Source organism: Pseudomonas neuropathica, assembly GCF_015461835.1.
GTDB lineage: Bacteria > Pseudomonadota > Gammaproteobacteria > Pseudomonadales > Pseudomonadaceae > Aquipseudomonas > Aquipseudomonas neuropathica.
The window spans coordinates 405,310-420,740 of record NZ_JACOPX010000001.1; the positions used below are offsets into that span (position 1 = coordinate 405,310).

18 protein-coding genes are annotated in these 15,431 nt (G+C 60.3%); 13 read left to right on the plus strand and 5 right to left on the minus strand.

Going from position 1 to position 15,431, the window contains the following annotated elements; genetic code table 11:
- Positions 1-3: 3 nt before the first annotated feature.
- The 4 genes from H8F23_RS01530 to H8F23_RS01545 all read left to right on the plus strand — a co-directional run bounded on the left by H8F23_RS01530 (position 4) and on the right by H8F23_RS01545 (position 3,750).
- Complete coding sequence (locus H8F23_RS01530; RefSeq protein WP_194933252.1) at positions 4-948, plus strand: alpha/beta hydrolase; 945 nt, start codon at positions 4-6, stop codon at positions 946-948.
- A gap of 49 nt (positions 949-997) precedes the next feature.
- Entirely contained in the window at positions 998-2,050 is a 1,053-nt protein-coding gene (locus tag H8F23_RS01535; RefSeq protein WP_194933165.1) for an alpha/beta hydrolase, read from the plus strand.
- Between the two features lie 81 nt (positions 2,051-2,131).
- Positions 2,132-3,025 (plus strand): LysR family transcriptional regulator, encoded by an 894-nt coding sequence (locus tag H8F23_RS01540; RefSeq protein WP_194933166.1) that lies wholly within the window; start codon positions 2,132-2,134, stop codon positions 3,023-3,025.
- Between the two features lie 56 nt (positions 3,026-3,081).
- Entirely contained in the window at positions 3,082-3,750 is a 669-nt protein-coding gene (locus H8F23_RS01545) for a class I SAM-dependent methyltransferase (protein WP_194933167.1), read from the plus strand.
- Between the two features lie 116 nt (positions 3,751-3,866).
- Here H8F23_RS01545 and H8F23_RS01550 read toward each other — a convergent pair whose 3' ends face one another.
- On the minus strand, positions 3,867-4,118 hold the full coding sequence (locus H8F23_RS01550) for a transmembrane sensor/regulator PpyR (RefSeq protein ID WP_194933168.1): 252 nt from the start codon (positions 4,116-4,118) through the stop codon (positions 3,867-3,869).
- A 261-nt stretch (positions 4,119-4,379) separates the two neighbouring features.
- On the opposite strand from H8F23_RS01550, the gene H8F23_RS01555 reads away from it, so the two are divergent.
- From H8F23_RS01555 to H8F23_RS01575, 5 genes are all read left to right on the plus strand, one after another.
- On the plus strand, positions 4,380-4,883 hold the full coding sequence (locus H8F23_RS01555) for a VOC family protein (protein ID WP_194933169.1): 504 nt from the start codon (positions 4,380-4,382) through the stop codon (positions 4,881-4,883).
- Positions 4,884-4,918: 35 nt separating this feature from the next.
- A complete protein-coding gene (locus H8F23_RS01560; protein ID WP_194933170.1) occupies positions 4,919-5,752 on the plus strand; it encodes a helix-turn-helix transcriptional regulator in 834 nt (277 codons plus the stop codon).
- Between the two features lie 105 nt (positions 5,753-5,857).
- Positions 5,858-6,160: an ArsR/SmtB family transcription factor gene (locus H8F23_RS01565; protein ID WP_077572353.1), complete on the plus strand. Its 303-nt coding sequence runs from the start codon at positions 5,858-5,860 to the stop codon at positions 6,158-6,160.
- Between the two features lie 61 nt (positions 6,161-6,221).
- Positions 6,222-7,205, plus strand: a complete 984-nt coding sequence (locus H8F23_RS01570; RefSeq protein ID WP_194933171.1) for a zinc-dependent alcohol dehydrogenase family protein — start codon at positions 6,222-6,224, stop codon at positions 7,203-7,205.
- Between the two features lie 23 nt (positions 7,206-7,228).
- Positions 7,229-7,537, plus strand: coding sequence for an antibiotic biosynthesis monooxygenase family protein (locus H8F23_RS01575; protein WP_194933172.1), 309 nt, complete (start codon positions 7,229-7,231; stop codon positions 7,535-7,537).
- Between the two features lie 133 nt (positions 7,538-7,670).
- Here H8F23_RS01575 and H8F23_RS01580 read toward each other — a convergent pair whose 3' ends face one another.
- The 3 genes from H8F23_RS01580 to H8F23_RS01590 all read right to left on the minus strand — a co-directional run bounded on the left by H8F23_RS01580 (position 7,671) and on the right by H8F23_RS01590 (position 11,354).
- Positions 7,671-8,258 (minus strand): LysE family translocator, encoded by a 588-nt coding sequence (locus H8F23_RS01580; RefSeq protein ID WP_194933173.1) that lies wholly within the window; start codon positions 8,256-8,258, stop codon positions 7,671-7,673.
- 247 nt (positions 8,259-8,505) lie between these two features.
- Positions 8,506-10,743: an ATP-binding protein gene (locus H8F23_RS01585; RefSeq protein WP_194933174.1), complete on the minus strand. Its 2,238-nt coding sequence runs from the start codon at positions 10,741-10,743 to the stop codon at positions 8,506-8,508.
- Positions 10,740-11,354, minus strand: a complete 615-nt coding sequence (locus H8F23_RS01590; RefSeq protein WP_194933175.1) for a biliverdin-producing heme oxygenase — start codon at positions 11,352-11,354, stop codon at positions 10,740-10,742. Before H8F23_RS01590 ends, H8F23_RS01585 begins: the two co-directional genes overlap by 4 nt.
- Positions 11,355-11,629: 275 nt before the next feature.
- On the opposite strand from H8F23_RS01590, the gene H8F23_RS01595 reads away from it, so the two are divergent.
- Complete coding sequence (locus tag H8F23_RS01595; RefSeq protein WP_194933176.1) at positions 11,630-12,250, plus strand: LysE family translocator; 621 nt, start codon at positions 11,630-11,632, stop codon at positions 12,248-12,250.
- On the opposite strand, the gene H8F23_RS01600 is transcribed toward H8F23_RS01595, so the two are convergent.
- Positions 12,247-12,660, minus strand: a complete 414-nt coding sequence (locus H8F23_RS01600) for a VOC family protein (RefSeq protein ID WP_194933177.1) — start codon at positions 12,658-12,660, stop codon at positions 12,247-12,249. The two genes, H8F23_RS01595 and H8F23_RS01600, sit on opposite strands and share 4 nt — an antisense overlap.
- A gap of 210 nt (positions 12,661-12,870) precedes the next feature.
- Here H8F23_RS01600 and H8F23_RS01605 point away from each other — a divergent pair, with 210 nt between their 5' ends.
- The 3 genes from H8F23_RS01605 to H8F23_RS01615 are packed head-to-tail and all read left to right on the plus strand — an operon-like array spanning position 12,871 to position 15,413.
- Positions 12,871-13,953: a bifunctional transcriptional activator/DNA repair enzyme AdaA gene (locus tag H8F23_RS01605; RefSeq protein ID WP_194933178.1), complete on the plus strand. Its 1,083-nt coding sequence runs from the start codon at positions 12,871-12,873 to the stop codon at positions 13,951-13,953.
- A gap of 32 nt (positions 13,954-13,985) precedes the next feature.
- Positions 13,986-14,783 (plus strand): isocitrate lyase/PEP mutase family protein, encoded by a 798-nt coding sequence (locus H8F23_RS01610; protein ID WP_194933179.1) that lies wholly within the window; start codon positions 13,986-13,988, stop codon positions 14,781-14,783.
- Positions 14,784-15,413 (plus strand): DNA-3-methyladenine glycosylase family protein, encoded by a 630-nt coding sequence (locus tag H8F23_RS01615; RefSeq protein WP_194933180.1) that lies wholly within the window; start codon positions 14,784-14,786, stop codon positions 15,411-15,413.
- The last annotated feature ends 18 nt before the right edge of the window (positions 15,414-15,431 follow it).

The following is a 15,431-nucleotide window of genomic DNA, read 5'->3' on the forward strand; positions in this document are numbered from 1 at the left end:
ACGGTGACCACCGCGCCGGGCACATTCGATCCACGCAAACCCATGATGCCCGACGGCCAGACCTATCACGGTGACCACGCCTACGCGTTCTACCAGATCCCGGTCGATGCGCGAAAACTGCCCATCGTTATGTGGCACGGCGCAGGTCAGTTTTCCAAGACCTGGGAAACCACCGCCGATGGCCGCGAAGGTTTTCAGAACATTTTTCTGCGTCGCCACTACGGCGTTTATCTGATCGATCAACCACGGCGTGGCGACGCCGGACGCAGCATGGTCGAGACCACAATCAAACCGGTGCCGGACGAACAACTGTGGTTCAACCAGTTCCGCATCGGCCTTTGGCCCCGCTACTTCAACGGCGTGCAAGTGGCACAGGACGCGCAGACCCGCGAGCAGTTTTTCAGGGCAATGACGCCGAACACCGGGCCGTTTGACATGGGCGTGGTCTCCGATGGTGTGTCGGCGCTGTTCGACAAAATCGGCCCCGGCATCCTGTTTACGCATTCTCAGGGTGGCGGGCCGGGCTGGTTGACGGCGATCAAGAACGACAAGGTCAAAGCCATCGTGGCGTTCGAACCGGGCAGTAGCTTCGTGTTTGCCAACGGTGAAGTGCCGGCGCCGATCCCCAGCGCGTTCGACACGGTGCAAGGCGCAGCGGTGCCGATGGAACAATTCATGGCGCTGACGCGCATTCCGATTCTGATCCTATATGGCGACAACATCCCGGAACAAGCAGTTGACCTGCCCGCCCAGGACAGTTGGCGCGCACGCCTGAAAATGGCCCGCCTGTGGCGTGACGCGGTCAATCGCCACGGCGGCGATGTGCGCCTGATCCATCTGCCGGAGATTGGCATCCACGGCAACACTCACTTCCCCATGTCGGATCTTAACAATGTGCAGATCGCTGACCTGGTGGCGCAATTCCTCAAAGAAAAACAGCTGGACTGACCCGCCCTTCGTTTGAACTGCCGCCCTTTTTATTGCTCAGGAGCTTCACGTGAAAAACACCCTCAAAGCCACGCTCATGTCGGCACTGGTCGGCCTCTCGGGCGGCGAAGCCTTGGCCGCCGATTACAAAAAGAACCCGTTTACCCTCGCCTACGACGGCGCGATCAGCAAGAACGAAGCGGGCAAGGTCAACATCCACCCGGTCAGCTACAAGCTCAACGGTCTGGACATCGCCGCCAACGTTTACACCCCGGCCAATTACGACGCGAAAAAGACCTACCCGACCGTGGTCGTCGCGCACCCCAATGGCGGCGTAAAAGAACAAGTCGCCGGTCTGTATGCACAGCGCCTGGCCGAACAGGGTTACATCACCATTACCGCCGATGCGGCCTATCAGGGCGCCAGTGGTGGTCAGCCGCGCAGCATCGATAAACCGGCGTATCGCATCGAAGACATCCACGGCATGGCCGATTTCATCAGCCAGTTTGCCGGCGTGGATGACAAGCGTCTGGGCCTGCTCGGCATTTGTGGCGGCGGTGGTTATTCATTAGCGGCGGCGCAAACCGACAAACGCTTCAAATCCCTGGCGACGGTGAGCATGTTCAATTCAGGCCGGGTACGTCGCAATGGCTACAACGACTCGCAAATGGACAGCATTCAGCAACGCCTGCAACAAGCATCAGCAGCCCGCGCGCAAGAAGCGGCCGGCGGAGCGGTGTTGTACTCGGGTGATGCCAACCTCACCGATGAACAGATCGCCAAACTGCCCTTCGAGCTGTATCGCCAAGGCTACGAGTACTACTGGAAGACTCACGCGCACCCGAACTCGACCTTCAAATACACCACCAGCAGCCTTATTGACCTGATGCGTTTCGACGCCACCGACCATATCGAGTTGATCAATCAACCGTTGCTGATGATCGCCGGCAGCAAGGCCGACAGCCTGTACATGACTCAGGATGCGTTCCCCAAAGCCACCGGCACCACCGACAAGGAAGTGTTCATACTCGATGGCGCCACCCACATTGAAACCTACTGGGTGCCGCGTTATGTCGATGCAGCGATCGGCAAACTGACGGATTTTTACGCACGCACCTTGTGATCAGCGCGCCAAGGGTCGCGCATCCGTGCGCGACCTGCTTTCATGGAATAATCACGCGCTCCTCATGAGAGGTTCTCATCAATGTCCCGCCCCAATCTCAATGACCTGCAAGCCTTTGTGGTCATCACTCGCGAAGGCAGTTTTACCCGCGCTGCCGCACAGTTGGGCGTCTCGCAGTCGGCGCTGAGCCACACCCTGCGTGCACTGGAAACCCGGCTGGGCGTGCGCTTGCTGACGCGGACTACGCGCAGTGTTTCCCCGACCGAGGCCGGTCAACGCCTGTATCAATCGATGGCGCCGCGCTTTGACGAGATCGAACTGGAACTGGCGGCGGTCAGCGAGTTTCGCGACACCCCGGCCGGCAATGTGCGCATCCAGGCCTCAGAGCATGCGGCGAACAACATTCTCTGGCCAAAGCTGCTGAAGGTGCTGCCGGACTACCCGGACATCAAAGTCGAAATCACCGTCGATTACGCCCTCTCCGACATCGTCGCGCAGCGCTATGACGCTGGTGTGCGGCTGGGCGATCAGGTGGCCAAGGACATGATCGCCGTGCCCATAGGCCCGTCGCTGCGCATCGCTGTCGTGGGTTCGCCCGAGTATTTCAAAGGCCGGGCAATGCCCGTGGAGCCTGGCGATCTGGCTGCGCACAACTGCATCAATCTGCGCCTGCCGACGCATGGCAGCCTGATGCAATGGGATTTCGAGAAGGACGGTCACGAACTCAAGGCGCGCGTTGAAGGGCAATGGACGTTCAACAGCAGTGTGCCGATTCTGCGCGCGGCCGTGGCGGGATGCGGTTTGGGGTTTCTGCCCGAAGACATGGTCGCCGGGAGTTTGGCCGACGGCAGTCTGGTGCGGGTGCTGGAGGACTGGTGCCAGCCCTTTGCCGGCTATCATCTTTATTACCCGAATCGCCGCGAGCATTCGTCGGCGTTCGGGGTTGTGGTGGATGCGCTGATCTACAAGCCCTAGCGGCGCACCTGCGATCAGCGTCCATACTGTGGGTTTTCAATAATTGGGACACCGCCATGCCCTCCCCCGAATCCAGCCTTTTGCAGAGCTGGCACGACAACGCTGCGGCCTGGATCGAAGTGATCCGCAGCGGCGCCATCGAAAGCCGCCAGCAGGTCACCGATCAGGCCATTCTGTGGGCGATCATGGGCCGTCAGCCGCAGCGTGTGCTTGATCTTGGCTGCGGCGAAGGCTGGTTGTTGCGGGCGTTGGCGGATCGAGGGATTGAAGCTGTCGGTGTGGATGGCGATGCGCGGCTGGTCGAAGCGGCGCGTCTGGCGGGGACGGTGCAGGTGCATGTCGCTAGCTATGAAGCGCTGGTCGATGGCAAGGTCGATATCGGTCGCGACTACGACCTGGTGTGCGCGAATTTCTCGCTACTGCATCAAGAGATAATTCCGCTGCTTGCCGCGATGAATGCCTTGCTTGTTCCCGGAGGTGTTGTGGTCATTCAGACACTGCATCCATGGTCTGTCGCGGCAGGCGATTATCAGGATGGCTGGCGCGAGGAATCGTTCGCCGGGTTCAAAGGCCAGTGGCAGCCGATGCCCTGGTATTTCCGCACGTTGTCGAGCTGGCTGAATGCACTCGATCTGGCCGGGTTCCAACTGGCCAGCTTACAAGAGCCACAGCACCCGCAAAGTCCCGTGCCGCAGTCATTGCTGATGGTTGCCGAGCGCCGCTGAAATTTCAGAAACACCACCACACTGTGGGAGCGAGCTTGCTCGCGAAAGCGGTGTGTCAGGTACGCAGATTCCGACTGTGCCGACGCCTTCGCGAGCAAGCTCGCTCCCACAGGGATCTATGCAGTTTGCCGGATCATCTGCGGACCACGAATGCGGTATTGCGCCAGCAGGCGCATGACGTAGCCGATCTTGATCAGGGTCGGGCCGAGGATGGTCAGCGAATGCATCGTCACCAGCAGCGCAATCGGCATGTGGCCGTTGTAGAGATACGCGCCGTAGATGCCGGCCAGCAGCATGATCAGGCCGGCGACGAGGACTTTGCTCGACAGGTGCAGAACGTTCAGCGGGCTTTCGAAGAAAGTGAGCATGGTGGCGTACTCCTGAGCAATTCATTGTGTACGTTGAGCACCTCAATTCCCGTGCCATATTAAAAATCGAGGAAATTCAGTCACTTGAGCACAGCAGAGTCAATTTGACACAGAAACATTAATGTCAATTTGACTCCACCTCTAGTCGTTATGACTACGATTTCTGACGCCCGCTAACTTGTCGATCTACGGCATCGGCAATCGACCAAGGACTGACTACGCTGTAAATCCTGCGTGTCTAACCTGCCGAGGATGACTGCCATGCAACGCTTTCAAAAGCTCACGCCCTGCCTGTGGTTCGACGATCAGGCCGAAGCCGCCGCGAAGTTCTATTGCTCGATCTTCGATCACTCGAAAATCACCGGCCTGACCCACTACAGCAAGGTCGGCCAGGAATTTCACGGCAAGCCGGAAGGTGCGGTGATGACCGTCAGTTTCGAACTCGATGGCCAGACCTTCACCGGCCTCAACGGTGGGCCGATGTTCAAGTTCAATGAGGCGATCTCGTTTCAGGTCAACTGCCAGAATCAGGAAGAAGTCGACCATTTCTGGGGCCATCTGTCCGAGGGCGGCCCGGTCGAAGCCCAGCAATGCGGCTGGCTCAAGGACAAGTTCGGCGTGTCGTGGCAGATCGTGCCGGTGGCGTTCATGCACATGATGCTGGATGCAGACACCAGCAAATCGCAGCGTGCCATGCAGGCCATGTTCACAATGAAAAAACTCGATATCGCCGGACTCGAACGGGCCTTTGCCGGCCAGAGCTAATACACTGGCGCCCTGGCCTGCCGGGAATAACAACGATGAAACACGCTGCCGCCAAACACCCTGAAAAAGCCCCGCGCTTCTGGCGCGACGCGGCGCTGCCGTTCATTGAAGCGCGGGCCATCGCCGATGGCCGCGAAGTCTGCTACGCCCGGCATTCCCATGCGCATTTTTCCATTGGCGCGATCACCGCCGGGCGCAGTACTTATGTGCATGAACAGGCGCAGTTCGAAGTGGCGGCGGGCACTGTGGTGCTGATGAACCCCGGCGATGTGCATGCGTGCAATCCGATCGATGATCAGCCGTGGTCGTATGTGATGCTGTACGTCGAGACGCCGTGGCTGACGGACTTGCAGCATCAACTGGGATTCGCCAGTGACCTTGAATTTCGGCGCTTTTCCACCACTCACCTTGATGACGCTACGCTGTTCAACGAACTGAACGGGCTGTATCAAACGTTGGTCGACCCGCAACAGGATGTGCTGCACAAGCAAAGCGCTGCGGTAGAGTTTTTCAGCGATCTGCAACTGCGTTTGAACCCCGCCGCCCCCTCTCTGCGCGAACCCAATTTCAAACTGGAACGCGCTGCCGATTTCATCCGCGAACGCTGCACCGAGGTGCTCAACCTCGACGACATCTGTTCAGCAGCACAACTGTCACCCTCATACCTGATCCGCGCCTTCAAACAGCATTACGGCATGACGCCCCACGCGTTTCTGGTCAACCAGCGCATCCAGTTTGCCCGCGAGCGCCTGCGCAGCGGTCAGTTGATCGCGGATGTCGCGCTGGAAGCCGGGTTTGCCGATCAGGCGCATTTTCAGCGGGCGTTCAAGCATCATCTGGCGGCAACGCCCGGCCAATATCGCGGCTGACACGTCATCTGAAACCGAACCCTTCCCCCTGTGGGAGCGAGTGATTGCCTGATCGGTTTCACATTCAGATATTGACATATCGGTAAATTCCGATATCGTCGCGGCATGGAACTACTCGAAATCTTCAAAGCCCTCTCGAACCGCACACGCCTGGAAATCCTCAAAGGCCTGAAGGATCCCGAGAAACACTTTCCTCCCCAGGATGAGGGTGACGTGCACACGGTGGGCGTTTGCGTCAGCAGTATTCAGGAAGGCGTCGGGCTGTCGCAGTCGACGGTGTCCGATTACCTGGCGACGCTGCAACGCGCCGGCCTGGTCGAGGTCAGGCGCATTGGGCAGTGGACTTACTACAAACGCAACGAAGCAGCGATCAGCGCGCTGGCCGAGATCATCGGCAGTGAGCTGTAATTTTTTACCCCATGATATCGAGAATTCCCGATATCCCTTTTTACCGAAACGAGGCAATGCAATGAAAGCGATGATCCTTACATCATTTGGCGGCGCGCAATCGTTCGAACTGTGCGATGTGCCCAAGCCGGTACCCCAAGCCGGAGAAGTACTGGTACGGGTGCACGCCACCTCCATCAATCCACTGGATTACCAAGTTCGCCGTGGCGACTATGCCGATCTGGTGCCCCTCCCCGCCATCACCGGGCACGACGTCTCCGGCGTTGTCGAAGCGGTCGGCCCGGGAGTGACGGCGTTCGTGCCGGGTGACGAAGTCTGGTACACCCCGCAAATATTCGACGGTCCGGGCAGTTATGCCGAGTACCACGTGGCGGCCGAAAACATTGTCGGGAAAAAGCCTGCCACATTGAGTCATCTCGAAGCCGCGAGCCTGAGTCTGGTGGGTGGAACAGCATGGGAGGCGCTGGTTGTGCGGGCGGCACTCAGAGTCGGCGAAAGCATTCTGGTCCACGGTGGCGCGGGCGGCGTCGGTCATGTCGCGATTCAACTGGCCAAAGCCATCGGCGCGAAGGTGTTCACCACCGTGCGTGAAGGCAATTTCGAGTTCGTCAGGCAGATGGGCGCCGATGTGCTGATCGATTACGAAAAGGAGGATTACGTTGACGCGATCTTGCGCGAAACCGAGGGGCGCGGCGTCGATGTAGTGTTCGACACCATCGGCGGCGACACCCTGTCGCGCAGTCCCGACGCGCTCGCACAGCTAGGTCGCGTAGTGTCGATCGTTGACCTGGCCCGGCCACAGAACCTGATTCAGGCCTGGGGCAAGAACGCCAGTTATCACTTCGTGTTCACCCGACAGAATCGCGGCAAACTCGACGAGTTGAGTGCGTTGATCGACCGTGGTCAGTTACGGCCACACGTGGGCGCAGTGTATTCGCTGGCCGACATCGGGCTCGCCCATGCCCGGCTGGAAACGCCCAACAACGGCGTTCAAGGCAAAATCGCGATTGCTGTCGCGCCGTCGTCCGAACTCGCCAATCGCTGAACGCAGTGCAAGGAGAACACACCATGATTTATGAGATCGCTTTACTGCCCGTTCACACAGAACAAACTGCGGCGTTTCGGCATGCGTTTACCGAGGTCGAGCCGTTGCTCAAACGCGCCAAGGGTTATTGCGGCCACCTGCTCGCGCCAGGAATCGAAACACCGGAGGTGTTCAATCTGATCGTGCGCTGGCAATCCCTTGAGGATCACACGCCGGGGTTTGAAGCGAGTGAAGATCATCGGCTGTTCATGCTGGGTCTGGAGGAATATTTTTCGGACGAGCCGAAGGTCTGGCACATGGAAGGTGGCGCGTTTCAGCAGCCGTTCAGCTAGCCCCTGACGAAGACACCGGGGCTGTATGCATCTGGTTTGGTGTTTGAACATCAAAAGATCGCAGCCTTCGGCAGCTCCTACAGGAGAATGCATTCCAAATGTAGGAGCTGCCGAAGGCTGCGATCTTTGCTTTTCAAGGCAATAACAAATACCCGGCACATAGCGCCAACAACCCCGCCATCACCCGATTGAACCAACGCATCCCCGCCGCATTGCTCAGGTACCCACGCAAAAACGTCCCGGCATACACCCAGCAGCCGACCGACAGGTAACAGATCACCAGATACACCGCCGCAAACTGCCACACCAGCCGCGCCTCGCCATCGGCGACAAACGCGCCCATACCCGCGACGCATGCCAGCCAGGCTTTCGGGTTGAGCCATTGCATCACTGCGCCGTACAGCATGGACGGTGCCCGCCCCGAATCCCCGGCATTCAACTGCCCGTCATCCACGGCCAGTTTCCACGCCATGAACAGCAGAAACGCCACGCCGGCCAGTTGCACCACGCGGGTCATGAATGGCCAGAGTTTCAGCACCTCGTGCAAACCCAGGCCCATCAACACCAACAGCAACACAAACCCTAACGTGGCCCCGGCAACATGCCGCTGACTGGCGCGAAACCCGAACTGCGCCCCGGAACTCAACGCCACGATATTCACCGGCCCCGGCGTGATGGACGCCGCCAACGCAAACGCCGCCATCGAAACAATCAGACTCATCGCACACCTGCTTCAAATCGAGGAACAAGGTGCTCACCCTAGCCAGCGCCCGGTTCTCCGTATTGAAGAAAATGCCCCTGTGATCCTGATCGTTCCCACGCTCTGCGTGGGAATGTAGCCCGGGACGCTCCGCGTCCCTTCCAGAGCCGAACGCAGAGCGTCCGTTGAGGCGTTCCCACGCAGAGCGTGGGAACGATCAAGGACGACCCCATTCGCGAGCAAGCTCGCTCCCACATAAAAGCTGTGTTCAGTCCAAACGCGGCACGGTGAAGCGAAACTCACTGCCCTGCCCCGGTTCGCTCTCGGCGAAGATCCGCCCGCCGTGGGCTTCGACGATGCCTTGGGTGATGTACAAACCGAGGCCGGTGCCGGTCGGGTTGCCTTCTTTCACCGTCCAGTAACGGTCGAACACGTGCGGCAGGTGCTCCTTGGGAATGCCTTCGCCGCTATCGCGAACAGTGAAGACGATGTCATTGCCGACGGAAGTGGCGTGTACCCCCACCCTGCCCAGACGCGGGGTGAACTTGATCGCGTTGCCGACCAGATTCGACAGTACCTGGAACAGCCGCTCGGGGTCAGCGTGAATGCGCAGATCAGGATCGGCGGCAAAGGAAATGCTGATGTCCTTGTCCAGTGCCAACGGCGCAAGCAGCGCCTGCGCTTCCTCGAACATCTGCCCGACATCGAGTTTCTGCGGGGTGATGGAGTAGCGTCCGGCGTCGATTTTCGAGGTATCGAGCAAATCTTCCAGCAGCGTGTTCATGCGCCCGGCGGCCTGCTGCATGGTGTCGATCGCCGTGGAAATCCTGCGCGAAGTGTGCGGGCCGTCGGAGCTGAAAGCCTTCTGCATCATGCCGCAGAGCATCGAGATCACGGTCATCGGGTTACGCAGATCGTGCGACACCACCGCCACCAGCTCATCGCGGGCACGCACTGCTTCCTGTTCGCGGCGTACTTGCCGGGCCAGATCGTTTTCCAGCGCCGAACGGCGCAGATCGTTGGCGGCAAACAGATCACCGTGGCTCCACTTGGTGGAGATCCCGGCCATCTCGACCTTCCAGATTTCGAACGAGGTGCGCGGGCGCAAGCGCAGGCCGGCGTCGGAGTTTTCCAGGTCCAGCGGCTTGCGCGGATCGCCGCTCCAATTGATGTTTTCCTTGACCTCGGGGCGGAACCAGAAAACGCCGTTGTCCACCGGTTTCGGCAGGCTCATGGCGAGCACGCCGCTGGCCACCTGCTGATACTGCGCGGCCGGCGGGTAGACGCTGGCCAGGTGATGACTGGCAAACACCGCCTCGCCGCTGTCCTGCAGCCACTTGTGCAAGGCGCGAATGTCTTCCGGTTCCGGGCAGTTGCCGTAACGGTGCAATTGTTTGTCTTCGATGATCGCGATACCGCCGGCATTGGTCAGCGCCATCAACGTCTGCGGTTGATTGGCCAGCCCGTCAAAGACATTCTGCGGCGAATCGATCATCGCTTGATTGAGCAGCGCCAAGGCTTCGACTTTTTCTTCACGCTGGCGGCTGATCTCCAGCGCCTCCATCGCGCTGATCTGCAGCGACAGCACTTGGCCGATGGTCTGACACGCGGCGCGCAACTCGTGCGGCACGTGCAGTGGCTGGCGATTGCCGCAACTGATCAAGCCCCACAGTTTGTCGCCCTTGAGCAGGGAAATGCTCATCGACGACAGCACGCCCATGTTCTTCATGTACTGGCAGTGGATCGGCGACACGCTGCGCAGGGTGGCGAAACTCAGGTCCAGCGGCGTGTCGGTGTCCGGGCGCAGCTTGGGCAGCAGCGGCACCGGTTGGTAATCGGCATTGGGGATGATCCGCAGCCAGTTGGTGCGATACAGCTCGCGCGCCTGTTCGGGAATGTCCGACGCCGGGAAAAACAGGCCGTTGAACACTTCCATCGACGGGTCGGAGGCTTCGGCGATGACCTGACCGTGGCCCTCCTCTTCGAAACGATAGATCAACACCCGGTCGTAACCGGTCATGGTCTGGATTTCCTTGACGCTGATGTCGTACAGCGCCTGCAAGGTGGTGGCCGCTTGTAGACGCTGAAGCATGCGCCCCAGATGCGTTTGATTGCCGGCGACGTTGCGCGGCTGGAAGTTTTCAACGTGGATTTCCAGCTCCAGAATCAGCACGCCCTGATGACGATGCAACAAGCCCTCGAACGCGGTGCCGTTGAGCCTGAAGCGCAGCGGCTGCAAGTCGGACAGCGACGGTTGCAGCGAGGCCTCGCGCACTTTTGCCGCTTCGGCGTCGCCGATCAGGCTTTCCAGTGGCTGACCGATCAGGCTTTGCGGCTCCCGGGCCAGCAGGGTTTCGACGTTGGCGCTGACCTGAATGATCGCCAATGCAGGTTCGCTCAGGGTCAACAGCAAACCGTGGGGCTGGATCGCACCGGGGAAACGAATCGGCTCGTCGGCACAGTTGGCCAGCAGTTCTTCAAAGTCTTGTTTGTCTTGCGGGTTCATGCCAGTACCTCCCGGCTTTCGAGCCAGTGCTCGAAACAGCTGAATGTGGTTTGTGCTGCCGTGACGACAGCGGCGCGCTCGGCGGCGCTCATTGGGCGACTACCGAGGTATTCGATGAAGTCACGCCAGCGCCGGCCCGTGGCGGCGCCGTAGATATCGAGAAAGGCCGCGCCGTTATCGGCTTCCAGGCCTAACCGGGTGGAAATTTCCCGGCGCAGAATCTGCCCGCCCAGCGTCGCCCCCTCGAGGACGTAGAGCACGCCAAGGCAGGCGGAACTTGAGTCGATCAACGGCAACTGCTCGCACTGCGGCAGGTTTTGCAGCGCTTCGGCAGATACGCCCAGCGCGTGCAGATCAGTGCGCAAGGTTGGCGCTTTGAGTCGAAGCGTCAGATCAAAATCGGCAGGAATTGCATCACTGCGGAGCAAGGCGTTTTCCAGCGGCAGATAGAAGCCGTAATAAGCCTGCATCAACCGCACAAAAGCCTGGGTATCGAGGGTATCGGAGAAAAAGGGAAGGCGTTTTTCCAGTGCGATGTGCAGCTCGGCAGTGCCGGCCCGCAGATCTTGCAGCACCGGTGGCACATAAACTTCACGGGCCTTTGCTTGCATGTAGATCGCTCTTGGTGGGGCCGCCGGGGGCCAAACGGGGTGAGTGCAACGTCGGCGAAATTTTACACGGCTATCGCGGTTTCTGACCGGCCGGATAGTTATTTCTGCCGAAACCATCACCCTCTGAGTCATTCAGAGTGAAGGCATCTGCAAAAAGTTCGACCGCGTTGCCCAACCGCGCCGGGCGCTGTACCGCGACAGCGCGGCGTGACTGTATGGGTCTGGGCGCCCGGAGGCTGTGATAAAAATATCGCTCTCGTTTCTGGAGTGCTGTCATGGATCTCGCCACGCTCATCCTGTTTCTCCCGGCCTGTTTCGCCCTGAACATGGCCCCCGGGCCGAACAACCTGCTATCGATCAGCAACGCCACGCGTTATGGCTTTCGCCGCGCCTGCACGGCGGGTATCGGGCGGATTCTGGCGTTCGCGGGGATGATTGCGCTGGCTGGGGCGGGTTTGTCGGTGGTGTTACAGACCTCGGAATGGCTGTTCCATGCGATCAAGATCGTCGGCGCGGCGTATCTGTTATATCTGGCCTGGCAGTTGTGGCGGGCCAATCCTGAGGCCGATCAGCAGGTGACGGGCGCGACCATTGGTTTCTTTGCATTGGCGCGGCAGGAGTTTCTGGTGGCGGCGGGCAATCCGAAGGCGATCCTGTTGTTCACCGCGTTTCTGCCGCAGTTCGTCGACCCGGCGCGCCCGGTGCCGGCGCAATTTGCGGTGCTGGGCGTGCTGTTTCTGCTGCTGGAGTGGATCGCCATCAGCGCCTACGCGTGGATGGGCCTGCACATGCGCCGCTGGTTCGCCGAGCCGCGCGGCAAACGGATCTTCAATCGTTGCTGCGCAGGCCTGCTCTCGGCGGCGGCTTCGGCGCTGTTGATGGCCAAACGCGCTTAAGCCTCGGACGGGCCTTTGAGTTCGACCTGATTGCCGTCCGGGTCGAAGCAGTACAGCGACAGCCCTTTGCCTTCGGCGCCGAAGCGTGATTCGGCTTTTGCCACGCTCAGGCCGAAGGATTGCAGGTGTGCGCTTAGCGCTTCTTCATCGAACGGTTCGATGCGCAGGCAGAAATGATCGACGTTACGCCGCTCGCTGCCGGCCGCCCCGCCGCCCTTGCGGCCGAGTTCGCCTTGCAGGTCGACCAGATCAATCATCGAAGTGCCGGCGCGCAGGTGTATCAGGCCCAGCGGTTCGTTGCGTTTGACCACTTCGGCGCCGAACACCTGGCCGTAGAAGTCGATGCTGCGTTGCAGATCGGCGACGCGCAGGACGATGTGATCAATGTGTTGGATGGAAAACGGATGCATCGGGCACACCTCAACAAACGGTAGGAGCTGCCGATAGCGGCGATCCGGGATTTTGGGACGCGGAGCGTCCCGGGCTGCATTCCCACGCATAGCGTGGGAACGATCAGGATCGCAGCCTGCGGCAGCTCCTACACGGTAGTTCAGGGGATTTGAAAATTCACTGTCGATTTTTCGGTGGAGCCATCGAGAATCTGGTTTTACTCTCGAACCATGAACATACAAACCGCTGTCCTGCCGCCCCACGCCGAAATGGTGCGCGCCATGCTCGAACGCGACACTGCCTACGAGGGCGTGTTCTTCACGGCGGTGAAAACCACCGGGATCTTCTGCCGCCCCAGTTGCACGGCGCGCAAACCGAAACCGGAGAACGTCGAATTCTTCGCCCACGCCGACGACTGTCTGTCGGCGGGCTATCGCGCCTGCTTGCGCTGCAAACCACTGGATGCCGCAGCCATCGCCCCGGACTGGGTGCAACGGCTGCTCAACGCCGTGGACGCCGATCCGGAGGTGCGCTGGAGCGACGCACAATTGCTTGCTGAAGGCATCGAGCCGCTGAAGCTGCGGCGCTGGTTCAAGCAGCATTTCGGCATGACCTTCCATGCGTGGCTGCGTACGCGCCGCTTGGGCATGGCGCTGGGCGGGATCAAGCAAGGCACCTCGATTGATCACGCCGCGTTTGATTCGGGTTATGAATCGCTCAGCGGTTTTCGCGATGCCTTCCAGAAGTCCTTCCACATCACCCCCGGCCGCGCCGGACACAGCGAGCCGCTGCTGTTCACCCGGTTGACCACGCCGCTGGGGCCGATGATCGCCATGGCCGAACGCCGCGGCCTGGTGTTGCTGGAATTTCTTGATCGCCCGGCACTGACCCGCGAAGTCGAGGAGTTGCAGAACCGCTACGGTTACGCGGTGGCACCGGGGCACAATGCGCATTTGCAGCAGATCGAGGCGCAACTGGCGCAGTATTTCGCCGGCCGGCTGAACACCTTTACCGTGCCATTGCACCTGCCCGGCAGCGAGTTCGCCCGGCAGGTCTGGTCGGCGCTGCTGCAAATCCCTTACGGCCATACCAGCACTTACGGGGCCATCGCCGCCGGTTTGGGCAAACCCGGTGCCAGTCGCGCGGTCGGTCTGGCCAACGGGCACAATCGGCTGTCGATTGTGGTGCCTTGTCATCGCGTGATCGGCGCGGATGGCTCGCTGACCGGCTATGGTGGTGGGCAGCCGCGCAAAGCGTTTCTGCTGCGTCTGGAAAACGCCGCCGTGCAGCTCACGCAACCCTTGGCATTCTGACGAATCGAATCAACTGACAAGAAGGATTTTTGATGAACGCGCTCGCTACGCAGTTTCACCAGTTGCACCAGCAAGGCCTGTTGATGCTGACCAACGTGGGCGACGCCACCGGGGCGCGACTGGTCGAGCATCTGGGCGGTAAAGCCGTGGCCACCAGCAGCGCGGCAGTGGCCTGGGCCCACGGTTACCCGGACGGCAACGCTCTGCCCCTTGAACGGCTGGTGTCGACGGTGGCAGCCATCGCCCGGGTGATCAGCATTCCCTTGACCGTGGATGTCGAGGCCGGCTATTCCGACGACCTCGGGCGCGTGGCCGAAGTGCTGGATGCGGTGATCGCGGCGGGTGCCGTGGGCATCAATATCGAGGACGGTTCTGCCGATCCCGAGTTGCTCGCGCGCAAGATCGAAGTGGCGCGACAGGTTGCCAACAAACGCGAGGTGCAGCTGTTCATCAATGCGCGCACCGATGTCTATCTGAAAAGCCTTGTTCCGGCCGAGGATCGCGTCGCCGAAACCCTGCATCGGGCGGCGCTGTATCAAGCGGTCGGCGCGGATGGTTTGTTCGCGGCGGGCGTCACGTCGGCCTATGAAATCGAGGCCATCTGCAAGGGCACTGCGCTGCCAGTCAATGTCCTTGGTTTCGCTTGCCTGCCTTCGCCTGAAGAACTGCAAGCGCTGGGCGTGCGCCGCTTGAGCGCGGGTTCCGGCATTGCCGAATTCCTCTATGGCGCGATGGGCGGGCTGGTGAAAAGCTTTCTGGCCAGCGGCAAACTCGACAGCCATGACCTCAAGGCGTTCACTTACGGCGAAGTCAACGGCTTGCTGAAATAAATGGCTGACGACTATCAAGCGGCCCGCGAGTATCTGGCCGCGCTTGATCCGGACTGGCAGCGTCACATCGCTGAGGTCGGCCCGTGCCTGCATCAACCGCATCCGGCGCGTGATCCGTATGAGTCGCTGGTGCGGGCGATTGCTTATCAGCAGCTGCATGCCAAGGCCGGCGATGCGATTGTCGGGCGCTTGGTGGGGTTGTTTCCCGGTCAGACGTTTCCTCGTCCCGAGCAGATTCTTGCAACTGATTTTGAGCGAATGCGCAGTTGCGGATTTTCCGCGGGCAAGATTGCGACGATTCAGGGGATTGCCCAGGCGACGCTGGATGGCGTGGTGCCGGATTACGCCACGGCGTTGGCGATGGATGACGAGGCGCTGATCGAACGTTTGGTCAGTTTGCGCGGGGTCGGTCGCTGGACGGTGGAGATGTTGCTGATCTACAGCCTGGAGCGCATGGATGTTTTGCCGGCGGATGATTTTGGTGTGCGTGAGGGTTATCGGCGCTTGAAGGGGTTGGAGGTGCAGCCGACGCGCAGGCAGATGGTTGAGATCGGGTTGGCCTGGAGTCCTTTTCGGACGGTGGCGGCGTGGTATTTGTGGCGGGTGCCGAAACCGCTGCCCTCACCCTAGCCCTCTCCCGGAGGGAGA